This window comes from Sphingomonas sp. Ant H11, from assembly GCF_000797515.1.
Lineage (GTDB): Bacteria > Pseudomonadota > Alphaproteobacteria > Sphingomonadales > Sphingomonadaceae > Sphingomonas.
Genome location: NZ_JSBN01000041.1, coordinates 25,768 through 38,685, shown reverse-complemented (window position 1 = coordinate 38,685; position 12,918 = coordinate 25,768). Strand labels below are relative to the sequence as shown.

Below are 12,918 nucleotides of genomic sequence, written 5' to 3'. Positions count from 1 at the left end.
TTCGCGCGGCTGGGGATAGCGGGGGCCACTACCGGCGCGCGCTTCTCCGCTTTGTGGCGCGACCCGCGTCAGGCTTATGCCAGCCCCGACGCCGCTTTGGCCGATATGAACCGGTGGCTGGTGGAGCTACGCGCGCGTGTCCCGGCCGTGGTCGGCGCGGTGCCGCGCTGGTGCCTGAACGTCGCCGCGAATCCCCCAACCGCCGCCGACCGCGCAGCCGCCCATTTCGGCTATCGCACGCTGCCCACGCCCACCCAGCCGGGCGGCTACGTCCCAGACCTTCAGCGCCTCGCCGATCGCCCGGCGTTCACCCTGCCGAGCGTCGTCGCGCACGAATTGCTCCCCGGCCATATGGTGCAGATGCCGCTGGAAGCCGCTGCCGATCCGCACCCGCTCCGGCTCGATTATGCGCCGGGCTTTGCCGAGGGATGGGCGATCTATATCGAACGCCGTGTTGCCGATGCGGGCGTCTACGCCGCCGATCCGCTGGCCGAACTCGGTTATCTCCACTGGCGACTGTTCCGCATTGGCCGGGCGTTGGTCGATCTCGCCATCCATCTCCACGGCCTTTCGCTCGCCGAAGCGCGCGCGCGCATCGTCGCGTGGCAGGGCGAACCCGCCTATTTCGCCCCGTTCGACGCCGATCTCGCGCGGGTCGCGCAGGAACCGATGACGCGCGCCACCGAAATGCTGTTCGCGCTCGCCATCGAAGACGGCGCACGCGGTCGATCGGGCATAGCGCTGGCGCGCTATCACCATGTGCTGCTCGATCACGGCCGGATGCGCAGCGACGAACTGGCGCGCCGCGCCCGGAGGGTTTGATGCGCCTCACGCGCCGGGACGCGCTCGCCGCAGCTGGCGGCAGCGCTGCGCTGCTGCTGCCCACCGCCTCCGCCGCCACGCCCGACACCCCCGCCGATTACAGGCGCGGGCTGGATCAGCAACGCATCGCCGATCTCGGCGACGGGCGCTTCCTCAATCCCGTGCTGTCGGGCGATCGCCCAGACCCCGCGATCCTGAAAGACGGGCAGGACTATTACCTGACCTTCTCCAGCTTCGATTCCTATCCCGGCCTGATCCTGTGGCATTCGCGCGATCTGGTGAACTGGCGGCCGATCGGCCCCGCGCTCCACCGCACTATCGGCTCGGTCTGGGCGGTGAGCCTCGCGAAGCATGACGGGCGCTATTTCCTCTATATCCCGACCAAGGCCTCGCCCAATTCGATCTGGGTGATCCATGCCGATCGCATCGAAGGGCCGTGGAGCGAGCCCGTCGATCTCGGCCTGCACGCCCATATCGATCCGTGCCATGTCGTCGGCGAGGACGGCTCGCGCTGGCTGTTCCTGTCGGGCGGCGACCGCGTGCGCCTGTCCGCCGATGGCCTGTCGACGGTCGGCACACCCGAGCATGTCTATGATCCGTGGCACTATCCGAGCGATTGGGTGGTCGAGGGCTTCTCGCCCGAAGGCCCCAAGATCGTCCGGCACGGCGGCTATTTCTACCTCATCACCGCAGTCGGCGGCACCGCCGGGCCGCCGACCGGGCATATGGTGATCGCCGCCCGCGCACGCTCGATCCACGGGCCGTGGGAGGACTGCCCCGCCAACCCGCTGGTGCGCACGCGCGACCGATTCGAGCGCTGGTGGTCGCGCGGCCACGCCTCGCTGGTCGAAGGGCCAGCGGGCGACTGGTGGGCGCTCTATCACGGCTATGAGAAGGACTATTGGACGCTCGGGCGGCAAACGCTGCTCGATCCCGTCGCCTGGACCGCCGATGGCTGGTTCAAAATGATGGGCGGCGATCTGTCGCGCCCGCTCGCCAAGCCCAAGGGCGGCAGCGCGATGCCGCACGGCATGGCCCTGTCCGATGATTTCCGGGCCCCAGCGCTCGGCACGCGCTGGAGCTTCTTCCGCCCGCGGCCCAACGAGGCCGATCGCCTGTCGGTCGCCAATGGCACACTGACGCTCACCGCCAGCGGCACCGCGCCGGTCGATTCGGCGCCCCTGCTGCTAATCGCGGGCGACACCGCCTATCGCTTCGACTGCGATATCGAGATCGATCCCGGCACCACCGCCGGGCTGCTGCTCTTCTATGACGACACACTCTATTGCGGCCTCGGCTTCGATCAGCAGCGCTTCGTCACGCACCAATATGGCCAGGAGCGCGGCCGCCCGCACAATCCGCATGGGCACCGGATGCGGCTGCGCGTCACCAATGATCGCCACATCGTCACCTTCGACACCAGCGGCGATGGCGGACGCACCTGGGCACGCTTCGATCGCGGCATGGAAGTGTCAGGCTATCACCACAATGTGCGCGGCGGTTTCCTGATGCTGCGCCCGGGGCTTTATGCGGCAGGCACAGGCAGCGCGCGCTTTCGCGATTTCCGTTTCACGGCTTTGTAGAATGCGCCGCCGCCACTCTCAGGAATCGATCCAGCGCCATCACCCGCTCGGCGATATCGGCACGGTACGGCGCACCCGGCGGTGTTGCCGCAAGCGCAGAGTGCCAGGCCGGCTGCGCCGCCGCCAGATCCCCGACATCGACATAAGCGAGGCCCTGGAAGAATAACGGTCCAGGTGTCTCGGGTGCGAGCAGCACCGCACGGCGAAACGCGAACTTCGCCGCAGGGGACACCGCCCGGTCATGCAGCGCGAAGGCATAGCCAAGCCCGGTCCACAGCGCCGCATCGCGCGGACGCAAGGCAATGTCGCCGCGCAGCCCATCGATGGCGGCGCGCGCGTCGCCATCGCGCAACCGCGCATCGGCGCTGGCCAATGCCAGGCCGTCGGCAGGGGACAGCGCGAATATCGCGTCGCGAAACGCGACCATGCCGGGGTCGATCGCGATCGGTGTAACATCGGCGGCAACCGGCTTGCCCGGGACATGGCGTGGCCCCTGCGCGGCAAAACCCGCCGCCCCCAGCATCAGCGCCGCGCCCGCGATCGTCCACAAGGATCGCGACACGCCCAGCGCCGACAACAGGGCCGCCGTCGCAATCCCGACGACCAGCAGGATTCCCCAGTTCATGCCCGCCGCCGCTTCTTGAAGCTCGCCCGCGCGAGCCACGCGCCAAGCGCCAGCAGCACCAGCGGGGTGATCCACAAAGGCGCGGTCAGCGCGCTGAGCGGCGGATCGTAACTGACATAGTCGCCATAGCGCGAGACCAGCCAGGCGCGGATCGTTTCCGGGCTTTCCCCCGCCGCGATGCGCGTACGCACCAGGGAACGCATGTCCCCCGCCATCTCGGCATTGCTGTCGGCGATCGACTGGCCCTGGCACACCACGCAGCGCAGCGTGACCATGAGCGCCTGCGCCTGCCGCTCCTGCGCCGGATCCTTCAGCTGAACGTTGGCGAGCGGCGCGGGCGGTTGTTTGCTGTCGGCAAAAACCGGGCTGGACGCGATCAGCAAAAGGAGGGCCAGCCGCCTCACCGCGCATTCCTTACGGCCGCGATCAGGCTCGGCACATCCTCCTCGCGAATGTCGCCGACATGCTGCAGCACGATCCGCCCGTCACCGCCGATCACGAAGGTCTCGGGCACGCCCGAAGAACCCAGCGCGAGCTGCACCGCACTGACCTTGTCATCGCCGATCGCGGCATAAGGGTCGCCATTGCGGGCCAGGAAATCGGCGATGGCAGCGGGCGTGTCCCGGACTGCCACCGCATCGATCTCGACCCCGGCCTGTTTGAGCGCGAGCAATTGCGGGGCCTCGGCGATGCACGGGATGCACCAACTGGCAAAGACGTTGAGCAGCCGCGGCTTACCCTTGGCGAACGCGGTCGCCGCCAGCCCCGGCTTGCCGGGCACGATCGGCGGCAGGTCGAATTTGGGCAAAGGCTGCCCGACCAGCGCCGAATGAATGGTGCGGTCGGCGGGCTTGTACAGGCCCCAGCCGATCACTGCGAGCAACGCGACCGCCGCCGCGAACGGCACCCAGATCAGCAGCCGCTTCATGCATATGCCTCGCGCAAAGCCGCGCGTCGCCCACGCGCCAACCGCCCGAGCAACGACAGCGCCCCCCCGATCGCGATCAGCGCACCGCCCAGCCAAATCAGCGTCACGAACGGCTTCCACCACAGCCGCAATTGCCAGCGCCCGGTGCCGTCGGGCTCGCCCAGCACGGTGTAGAGCTGCCCGTCCCAGCGCGTCGCGATCGCGGATTCGCTCGTCACCGTCACCGGATTGGCAAAAAAGCGCGATTGCGGCCGCAGATAGAAGGTCGCGCCGTCATCGCCCCGCCGCACGCTGAGCCGCGCCTCCAGCGCCGACCAGTTGGGCCCAATCACCGGCTTGATCCCATCAAGCGTCACGGTGAACGGCCCGACATGCTGCGGCTCCCCCACGCGCGCCGCAACCAGCGTCGCCTGCGTGAACGCCGTATCGCAGGCCATCCCGGCCAGGCTCACCGCGATGCCGAGATGCGAAACCACCATGCCATAGGTGAACAGCGGCGTGCGGCGCAGGTTGCGCTTCCACAAAGGTGCCAAGCTCGCCGCCGCCAGCCCGACCGCCAACGCCAGCCCGAGCATCGGCAGCAAGGCCACGCCCCCGATCGTCGCCAGCAGGATCAACACCACGCCCGTCGCCGCGACCGGCACCGTCATTCGCGCGAGCACCGCCGCCAGCGTATCGCGCCGCCAGCGCAACAGCGGGCCCGCCGCCATCACCGCCACCAGCACCAAAGCGACCGGCCCGGCGGCCTTGTCGAAAAAGGGCGGGCCGACCGACAATTGTGTGCCGAATGCCGCCGCCACGATCGGGTAGAGCGTGCCGATCAGCACAATGCCCAGGATCACCGTCAGCAGCAGATTGTTGGCGATCAGCGCGCCTTCACGGCTGACGAAATCGAAGCTGTTGCCTTGCTTGACCGTGCCGACGCGCAGCGCAAACAGCAGCATCGCACCACCGATATACAGCGCGAGCAAGGCGAGGATGAAGCTGCCGCGCGTCGGATCGACCGCAAAGGCATGCACGCTGGTAAGGATGCCCGATCGCACGAGGAAGGTGCCGATCATCGACATCGAGAAGGCGACCACCGCCAGCATCAGCGTCCACGCACGCAAGCCGTCGCGCGTCGCCAGCACCGTCACCGAATGCAGCAAAGCCGTCGCCGCCAGCCACGGCATCAACGAGGCGTTCTCGACCGGGTCCCAGAACCACCAGCCGCCCCAGCCCAGCTCATAATAAGCCCAGTAGGAACCTGCGGTGATCCCCAGCGTCAGGAAGATCCACGCCCCCAGCACCCAGGGCCGCATCGCGCGGGCAAAAGCCGGACCGACATCGCGCGTGATCATCGCGCCGACCGCGAAGGAGAAAGCGATCGAGATGCCGACATAGCCAATGTAGAGCGTTGGCGGATGGAACGCCAAGCCGGGGTCCTGCAGCAGCGGGTTGAGGCCATTGCCATCGGCTGGTGCCGGATCGAGCCGCGCAAACGGATTGGAGGAGAATAGCAGGAAGGCGTAAAACCCTAGCGCAATCGCGGCTTGCGCGCCGAGCGTTGCGATCAGCGTCGGCTTGGCGAGCGTGCGTTCGAGCACCGCCACCGCCGCCCCGGCTATGCCGAGGATCGTCACCCACAGCAGCATCGAGCCTTCGTGATTGCCCCATGCGCCGGCGATCTTGTACAGCATCGGCTTGTCCGAATGGCTGTTCTCGGCGACCAGCAGCACCGACATGTCGCTGCGCGCGAACACGGTGATCAGCAGCAGCATCGCCAGCAAAGCGAGCAACCCCTGCACCACCGCGACCGGGCGCACCGCCGCCATGATCTCATCGGTCAGCAGGCGTTTCGCGGCGTCGCCCTCTTGTCCCGTTCGGGCTGAGCCTGTCGAAGCCCCCTGCGCAACGGACAGGCGACTGGTCCGCCACACCCCAAGCGCCGCCAGCACCAATTGCAGCAACGCGAGCGCTGCGGCGAACCACAAAGCGGCAAGGCCAGCTTCGGCGATCATTGCTCTGGCAATCCACAAAATACGCCCCGCGCGTCACCCCGGGCTTGTCCCGGGGCCCAACCAACCGCACGGACACGGTACGCGGCGCGGTGGCCCCCGGGACAAGCCCGGGTTGACGGAGCGAAATAGGCGCGCGGTGCCAGGCCGATCATTGTTTCAGCGTCTTTGTCTCGTGCATCTTGCCCGCAATCTCCGGCGGCATGTATTTCTCATCATGCTTGGCCAGCAAATTGGTCGCGGTGAAGCTGCCATCGGGGTTGAACGATCCTTCCGCCACCACGCCCGATTTCTCGCGGAACAGGTCGGGGGCGATGCCCTTGAAGGCCACCGGCACGGTGGCGACGCCGTCGGTAACGACGAAACGCATCGACACGCCGTCGGGAAGACGCTGGATCGAATGATCCGCGACCATCCCGCCGAGCCGCACCGCGCGGCCGAGCGGAAGCCCGTCCTTCTTCACATCGCCCGGCGCATAGAAGAAGGCCGCCTGGTCCTTCAGCGCGGACAGCGCCAGCACGCTCGCCCCGCCGACCGCCGCGACCGCGAGCAACACCAGCGTCAGGCGTTGATGCTTGGCCTTCATCGTTTCTCGCTCCGGCGCATCGCCACGAAGCTCCACGCCGCCAGCCCGACCGAGACGACCCCGGTCAGCGCATAAGCGGCCATCACGAACGGCCAGGGGTTCATACGGCCACATCCACGACATGCGCCATGCGCCGCATCCGCGCCTCGGCCTTGGTCCGCGCGAGAATGGTACGCATCCGCATCAGCACGATCGCGGCGAAGAAGCAGGTGAAGCCGCTGAGCGTGAACCATAAGGGCCACAGGATCGTCGCATCGATCTTGGAGGAAGTGAGACCGATGCTTTGCCCCTGGTGCAGCGTGTTCCACCACACCACCGAATAGCGGATGATCGGCAACAACACCGATCCGGCAATGCCATAAATCGCCGGAATACGTCCGTCGCCGCCGCGATCGTCATCGGCGCGGGTCAGCGCCATGAACCCCAGATAGACGAAGAACAGCAGCAACATCGAGGTCAGCCGCCCGTCCCATTGCCACCACGTGCCCCAGGTGGGTCGCCCCCAGATCGATCCCGTCGCGAGGCACAAAGCCGCGAACGCCGCACCGGGCAGCGCGATCGCGCGCGCCGCGATCATCGCCAGCGGATGCCGCCATACCAGAAAGGTCAGCGACGACACCGCGATCCCGCTCCACCCGGCCATGCCGAGCCACGCCGTCGGCACGTGAATGTAGAGGATCCGCACCGTCTCGCCCTGCAGATAATCGGGCGGGGTCCGCGCCAGCCCGCCCCACACGCCGTAAGCGATCAACAGCACGCCCGCCCAGAACAGCGGCGGCGTCAACGGACGCGCCAGTTTCAGGAAACGCGCCGGATTGGCGAAGGTGTGAAGGCTTGCCACGCATCACCGATACGCAAGATCGATCGGCGAATCTACAGGGCGTTTCGTCGCAGCCCCCGCGACTTATTCGGCGGCGCGCAACGCCTGTTCGTCATAATTGACGTCCTCCGGCAGCGCCCACAGCAAGTCGGGTTTGGTCAGCACCCGGCCATCCCAGGCGCGCACCTCGATCGGCGCGATCGGGCGCATGTCGCGCTTGTCGACCAGCACCGGGCTGGCGCGAAAGCCCGTTTCCCAGCGCTCGCCCCACTGCCGCAACGCCAGCATCGTCGGCAGCAACGCCGTGCCCTTCTCGGTCAGTTCATATTGAATCTTGCGCCGGTCCTCGGGCATCGCCGTGCGGGTCAAGATGCCATGATCGACCAATCGCCCCAGCCGGTTGGCGAGAATGTTGCGCGCGATGCCAAGTTCGGACTGGAACTGCTCGAAATGGTGCAAGCCGTTAAACGCAGCACGCAGGATCATGAAGCTCCAGCGTTCCCCCATCGCCTCCAGCGCCGCGGGCAGGCTGCACTTTACCAGTTCCCGCAAGGGTTCGCGCAGTTTTTCGTCCATAATCGTCAACCTTATCCCATCTTGACCCGTCATGGGACTGAAATATACGTTTCTACTTGCAACTCGCATGTGCAGCATTTAGGTGGCCCTTAGCAACTGATTTATGAGGACCGTCGCCATGATTCGTACGCTCGCCGCCGCTGCCGTTCTGGCCTCGGCCACTTTGCTCGCGCCGATGGCCGCCCATGCCGCCGACGACAATGCGTATTACGCCGCCACCCCCGGTCGCCGCCCCCACCAAGACCGTGCTCATCACCAGCGGAACGCTGTGGAAGTGGAACAACACTGCCTTCACCGCCGCCAAGGGTCCGCAGCGCGACGTCATCGTGTGTGAAATGGTGGCCCAGCGCGCTGGCAAACTTTCGGCCTTCACCGCAGCAGGTCAGGCGTTCGACGCCGATGCGCTCGCCAAGTGCAACGCCCGCGTCAAATAAGCATCCTCCCCGAGAGGTGCATTGCCCCTTCCGCGCGCGCGGGAGGGGTTTTTTTTGGCCTTCGGGCTAAACATGTTGCAAAGCAACAGGCTCAGACGCCATCTTGGGGCTAGATGCTACGCCAATATGAACTCGTCGATCGGGTCCTCGATTACGATCCCACTGCCAATGAGGCGCTGCTGAACCGCGCCTATGTGTTCTCAATGCAGGCACATGGCAGCCAGAAACGCGCCAATGGCGACCCCTATTTCAGCCACCCGATCGAGGTGGCCGGCATCCTGACCGATCTGCACCTCGACGACGAAACGATTGCGACCGCGATCCTGCACGACACGATCGAGGATACCGTCGCCACGCCCGAGGAGATTACACGGCTGTTCGGCCCCTCGGTCGCGCGGCTGGTCGACGGCGTAACCAAACTGTCCAAGATCGAGGCGCAGACCGAAAACGAACGCGCCGCCGAAAATCTGCGCAAATTCCTGCTGGCGATGTCCGACGACATTCGCGTGTTGCTGGTCAAGCTCGCCGACCGGCTGCACAACATGCGTACGCTGCATTTCATCAAGAATCCCGACAAGCGCAAACGCATCGCGCGCGAGACGATGGACATCTACGCCCCGCTCGCCGAGCGGATCGGCATGTACGAGTTCATGAAGGAGATGCAGACGCTCGCCTTCGCGCAGCTCGAACCCGAAGCCTATGAATCGATCACCAAGCGTCTTGCCCAGTTGAAGGAAGGCGGCGGCGACCGCATCGCCAAGATCGGGTCGGGGCTGAAACTGCTCCTGTCGCGCGCCGGGATCGAGGCCGAAATTTCGGTCGCGAAAAGCATCCCTATTCGATCTGGAAGAAGATGGCCGAGCGCCATATCAGCTTCGAACAATTGAGCGACATCATGGCGTTCCGCGCGATCGTGCCGACCGAGGAGGCGTGTTACGCGGCGCTGGGCGTCATCCATCGCCGCTGGCCGATGGTGCCGGGGCGCTTCAAGGATTATATCTCGACCCCCAAGCGCAACGGCTATCGCTCCCTCCACACCAGCGTTATCCACGCCGACAATACCCGCGTCGAAATCCAGATCCGCACACACGACATGCATGAAGAGGCGGAGCTCGGCCTCGCCGCGCATTGGGCGTACAAGCAGGACCCGATGAACGGCGCGTGCGCCCCGACACGCAAGTGAGCTGGATCCGCGATCTGGTCGAAATCCTCGACAATGCCGAAAGCCCCGAGGAACTGCTCGAACATACCAAGATGGCGATGTACCAGGATCGCATCTTCGCCTTCACCCCCAAGGGCGAGCTGCACCAATTGCCCAAGGGCGCATCGCCGATCGACTTCGCTTATGCCGTCCATACCGATTTGGGCGACCAGGCGGTCGGGGCCAAGATCAACGGCCGCGTCGTGCCGCTGCGCACGACGATCGAAAATGGCGACCAGGTGCAGATTCTGCGTTCCAAGGCGCAGGAGCCGCAGGCCAATTGGCTGAACTTCGCCATCACGGGCAAGGCACGCGCCGCGATCCGGCGGCATTTGCGCCACAAGGAACGCGTCGAAACGCAGGCGCTCGGCCGCAAGATGTATGACGAGCTCGTCTCGCGCCTGCCTGCCCCGCTCGCCGGCAATGCGCAGGCGATGGCCATGCAGCGGCTGAAGGTCGCGGACGAAGCCGCCTTGCTCGAGGCGATCGCGCGCCGTCGTTTGCCCGATGCGGCGGTAATGGAAGCGCTGATGCCGGGCTCGGCCGGTGCCGACGCGTTGCGCGACTTGCCGCCGCAATCGAGCGCGATCTCGATTCGCGGGCTGACCGCCGGGGTCGCCTTCGATCTCGCCGAATGCTGCCATCCCGTACCCGGCGACCGCATCGTCGGCTTGCGCCGTCCCGATGCGGGGATCGAGGTGCACACGATCGATTGCCCGATCCTCGCCGCCGCCGACGACGCCGATTGGGTCGATCTGTCGTGGGGTGACAAGACCGAAGGCGCGACTGGCCGCATCTCGGTGGAGGTCAAGAACGAACCTGGCGCACTCGGCACGATCGCGACGATCATCGGCGCGCAAAAGGCCAATATCGTCAATTTGCGGCTCGACAATCGCGACACCGGCTTCCACACCAATACGATCGATGTCGAAGTGCACGACGTCCACCATCTGATGCGCGTGATCGGTGCGCTGCGCGCGGCGGACGCGGTCAACAGCGTCATCCGCGTCTGATCTCGCCCCGGCGCACAACTTCCCCATGACGGCACCGCGACGACACGCTATTCAGCAGGCATGTCGCGTCCCACATCCCCCGCTTTGTCCGTTGTCATCCCCTGTTATAACGAAGCGGCATGCCTCGCCGTGCTGCATGCGCGCGTAACCGCCGCCGCGCGCGCCGCTGTGGGCAACGATTACGAAATCCTGCTGATCAACGATGGCTCGCGCGACGATAGCTGGGGCGAGATGCAGCGCCTCGCCGCCGACGACCCGCGCCTGGTGATCGTCAACCTGTCGCGCAACCACGGACACCAGCTCGCGCTCACCGCCGGGCTCGATCTGTGTTCGGGCGCGCAGATCCTGATTATCGATGCCGATCTGCAGGACCCGCCCGAATTGCTGACCGACATGCGTGCCGCGATGGCCGCGCAGGGGGCCGATGTCGTTTATGCGGTGCGCCGCAAACGCGAGGGCGAGACGCTGTTCAAGAAAGCCACCGCCGCCGCTTTCTACCGCTTGCTCGACCGCGTCACCGACACCGCCATCCCGCTCGACACCGGCGATTTCCGCTTGATGAGCAGGCGGGCGCTCGACGCCTTCCTGTCGATGCCCGAACAGGCCCGCTTCATTCGCGGCATGGTCGCCTGGGTCGGCTTCAAGCAGATCCCCTTCCCTTATGACCGCGCCGAGCGCCATGCGGGGGAAACCAATTATCCACTCGGCAAGATGATCCGCCTCGCGCTCGACGCGGTCACCGGCTTTTCGACCGCGCCGTTGCGCTTCGCCAGCCATTTGGGCCTGGCGCTGACGGCGGCATCGTTGCTGCTGTTCCTCTATATCGCGGTCGGCTTTTTCAGCGGCAGCGCGGTCGCGGGTTGGACCTCGACGATGCTCGTCGTCGTACTGCTCGGCGCGTTCCAGATGTTCGTGCTGGGCATGATCGGCGAATATCTCGGGCGGCTGTATGTCGAATCGAAGCGCCGCCCGCTCTATCTGGTTGCCGATGTGGTGGGGCCGATCCAGGGGCGAGCGACGCTCGGCTATCGCGCCGAAGCCCAGCCCCAGCCCGTTCGCCCGGAGCTTGTCGAAGGGCAGCGCTCACCGCAGGAACCAGACCTTGCGGAAAGCAGTGCTTCGACAGGCTCGGCACGAACGGAGGGGTGACCCCCCTTATTTCACCGAAGCGAGCGTCACGATCGACACGCCCGGCGACAGCGGTACACGGCCGACCAGGTGACGCTCCAGCCGGAAAACCGCCTCGAACAGCGCGTTCACCGGCCCGGGCGGCGGCGAATCGTCGCTATCGTCCTTGCCGCGAATCCGCCCCGCCACGCGCGACGCCACCGCCAGCGGGAACAGCAGCGAGTTGAACCAGCGCAGGCCATTATGCTTCAGCCCCGCCTTGCCGATCGCCGCGCCCAGCGTCGCCTTGGAATAGCGGCGGTGATGGTGGTTGACGACATCGTGCGCGCTCCACATCCATTGGTGCGCGGGCACCGCGATCAAAATCTTGCCGCCGGGCTTCAGGCATTCCCCCATCGCCTTCAACGCCGCGACATCGTCTTCGATATGCTCGACCACATCGAGCACCGCGATCAGATCATAGGCACCGCGCTCGACCCCGGTCAGCTCGGGCAAGGGGGCAGCACCAACCGGCTTGCCCAGCCGCTCACTGGCAATCGCACGCGCGGCGGGATCAATCTCGATCGCCTCGACCGTGCCGAAAGCGCCAAGCATCGGCAGATTGTGGCCTGTGCCGCAGCCAATCTCCAGGATACGCGCATCGGCCGGCAAATGCCCTTCGCGCGCCAGATAGTCGGCCAGGATGTCGCGCCGCGCGCGATACCACCAATGCGTCGAATCATGCGCCGCCATGCGGTCGTAAACGATTCTATCCAAGGTCGACGCATCCCATCTTATTTGAACACCAGATAGCGGTTGAGCACGAAGGTCATCCCCGTTGCCAGCACGATCGCGGGCAGCAGCGGCACCCAGCCGGGATAGCCGAGCTTGGCGGTGCCGATCCAGGTGATCAGCGCGTTCAGCGCCATCCCCGATGCTTGCACCAGCACGAACTGCACTTGCTGCGCCGCCCCCCGCGCGCCCGTGCCATGCCCTTTGAAGCTCCAGCGGCTGTGCAGGAAAAACCCCGCCGTCACCGCGACCGCAAACGCGAACGGCACGGCATAGACCGCATGCTGCCGCTCGAACACATACAGCGTCAGCGGCAGGTACACCGCCGAATAGAGCACCGTCGACAGTCCGCCGGCGATGCCGAACCGCACCATTTGGCCGAACAGCGGGTTCGACCGCCAGCGATCGACGTGTTGGAGGAGTGTCGTCACGTT

At 66.0% G+C, this 12,918-nt stretch carries 13 protein-coding genes and 1 pseudogene; 5 read left to right on the top strand and 9 right to left on the bottom strand.

Going from position 1 to position 12,918, the window contains the following annotated elements; all coding sequences use genetic code 11:
• Together NW75_RS09215 and NW75_RS09210 are read left to right on the top strand one after the other, a co-directional pair.
• A partial coding sequence (locus tag NW75_RS09215) for a DUF885 family protein (RefSeq protein WP_033964879.1) occupies positions 1-822 on the top strand: 822 nt, incomplete at its 5' end.
• Positions 822-2,405, top strand: coding sequence for a family 43 glycosylhydrolase (locus NW75_RS09210; RefSeq protein WP_033964866.1), 1,584 nt, complete (start codon positions 822-824; stop codon positions 2,403-2,405). The genes NW75_RS09215 and NW75_RS09210, both read left to right, overlap by 1 nt.
• On the opposite strand, the gene NW75_RS09205 is transcribed toward NW75_RS09210, so the two are convergent.
• The 7 genes from NW75_RS09205 to NW75_RS09175 form a co-directional block, all read right to left on the bottom strand.
• A complete protein-coding gene (locus NW75_RS09205; RefSeq protein WP_033964865.1) occupies positions 2,392-3,030 on the bottom strand; it encodes a tetratricopeptide repeat protein in 639 nt (212 codons plus the stop codon). The two genes, NW75_RS09210 and NW75_RS09205, sit on opposite strands and share 14 nt — an antisense overlap.
• Entirely contained in the window at positions 3,027-3,434 is a 408-nt protein-coding gene (locus NW75_RS09200; protein ID WP_033964864.1) for a cytochrome c-type biogenesis protein, read from the bottom strand. Before NW75_RS09200 ends, NW75_RS09205 begins: the two co-directional genes overlap by 4 nt.
• Positions 3,431-3,958, bottom strand: coding sequence for a redoxin family protein (locus NW75_RS09195; RefSeq protein ID WP_033964862.1), 528 nt, complete (start codon positions 3,956-3,958; stop codon positions 3,431-3,433). The genes NW75_RS09200 and NW75_RS09195 overlap by 4 nt, the downstream gene beginning before the upstream one ends.
• The gene (locus NW75_RS09190) at positions 3,955-5,958 is read right to left on the bottom strand and encodes a heme lyase CcmF/NrfE family subunit (protein ID WP_033964860.1); all 2,004 of its coding nucleotides are present in this window, start codon (positions 5,956-5,958) and stop codon (positions 3,955-3,957) included. The genes NW75_RS09195 and NW75_RS09190 overlap by 4 nt, the downstream gene beginning before the upstream one ends.
• A 148-nt stretch (positions 5,959-6,106) precedes the next feature.
• On the bottom strand, positions 6,107-6,541 hold the full coding sequence (gene ccmE / locus NW75_RS09185; protein WP_033964859.1) for a cytochrome c maturation protein CcmE: 435 nt from the start codon (positions 6,539-6,541) through the stop codon (positions 6,107-6,109).
• 100 nt (positions 6,542-6,641) lie between these two features.
• The gene (ccmC, locus tag NW75_RS09180; protein WP_033964858.1) at positions 6,642-7,382 is read right to left on the bottom strand and encodes a heme ABC transporter permease CcmC; all 741 of its coding nucleotides are present in this window, start codon (positions 7,380-7,382) and stop codon (positions 6,642-6,644) included.
• A 63-nt stretch (positions 7,383-7,445) separates the two neighbouring features.
• Positions 7,446-7,937, bottom strand: a complete 492-nt coding sequence (locus tag NW75_RS09175) for a winged helix-turn-helix transcriptional regulator (RefSeq protein ID WP_010405266.1) — start codon at positions 7,935-7,937, stop codon at positions 7,446-7,448.
• Positions 7,938-8,137: 200 nt separating this feature from the next.
• On the opposite strand from NW75_RS09175, the gene NW75_RS09170 reads away from it, so the two are divergent.
• The 3 genes and pseudogenes from NW75_RS09170 to NW75_RS09160 all read left to right on the top strand — a co-directional run bounded on the left by NW75_RS09170 (position 8,138) and on the right by NW75_RS09160 (position 11,734).
• On the top strand, positions 8,138-8,371 hold the full coding sequence (locus NW75_RS09170) for a CC_3452 family protein (protein ID WP_231565079.1): 234 nt from the start codon (positions 8,138-8,140) through the stop codon (positions 8,369-8,371).
• 113 nt (positions 8,372-8,484) lie between these two features.
• Positions 8,485-10,585, top strand: a pseudogene (locus tag NW75_RS09165) (RelA/SpoT family protein).
• Positions 10,586-10,645: 60 nt separating this feature from the next.
• Positions 10,646-11,734: a glycosyltransferase family 2 protein gene (locus NW75_RS09160; RefSeq protein ID WP_033964857.1), complete on the top strand. Its 1,089-nt coding sequence runs from the start codon at positions 10,646-10,648 to the stop codon at positions 11,732-11,734.
• A 6-nt stretch (positions 11,735-11,740) separates the two neighbouring features.
• Here the strand turns inward: NW75_RS09160 and NW75_RS09155 are convergent, their stop codons facing one another.
• Positions 11,741-12,469: a class I SAM-dependent methyltransferase gene (locus tag NW75_RS09155; RefSeq protein ID WP_033964856.1), complete on the bottom strand. Its 729-nt coding sequence runs from the start codon at positions 12,467-12,469 to the stop codon at positions 11,741-11,743.
• A gap of 17 nt (positions 12,470-12,486) precedes the next feature.
• Positions 12,487-12,915 (bottom strand): GtrA family protein, encoded by a 429-nt coding sequence (locus NW75_RS09150; RefSeq protein ID WP_231565078.1) that lies wholly within the window; start codon positions 12,913-12,915, stop codon positions 12,487-12,489.
• Between the last annotated feature and the right edge of the window lie 3 nt (positions 12,916-12,918).

What these genes read in the sequence shown, in the direction of transcription:
- NW75_RS09210 (WP_033964866.1), top strand. Translation starts at nt 822, where the DNA reads ATGCGCCTCACGCGCCGGGACGCGCTCGCCGCAGCTGGCGGCAGCGCT.
- NW75_RS09205 (WP_033964865.1), bottom strand. Translation starts at nt 3,030, where the DNA reads ATGAACTGGGGAATCCTGCTGGTCGTCGGGATTGCGACGGCGGCCCTG.
- NW75_RS09195 (WP_033964862.1), bottom strand. Translation starts at nt 3,958, where the DNA reads ATGAAGCGGCTGCTGATCTGGGTGCCGTTCGCGGCGGCGGTCGCGTTG.
- NW75_RS09190 (WP_033964860.1), bottom strand. Translation starts at nt 5,958, where the DNA reads ATGATCGCCGAAGCTGGCCTTGCCGCTTTGTGGTTCGCCGCAGCGCTC.
- ccmE (WP_033964859.1), bottom strand. Translation starts at nt 6,541, where the DNA reads ATGAAGGCCAAGCATCAACGCCTGACGCTGGTGTTGCTCGCGGTCGCG.
- NW75_RS09175 (WP_010405266.1), bottom strand. Translation starts at nt 7,937, where the DNA reads ATGGACGAAAAACTGCGCGAACCCTTGCGGGAACTGGTAAAGTGCAGC.
- NW75_RS09170 (WP_231565079.1), top strand. Translation starts at nt 8,138, where the DNA reads ATGCGTATTACGCCGCCACCCCCGGTCGCCGCCCCCACCAAGACCGTG.
- NW75_RS09160 (WP_033964857.1), top strand. Translation starts at nt 10,646, where the DNA reads ATGTCGCGTCCCACATCCCCCGCTTTGTCCGTTGTCATCCCCTGTTAT.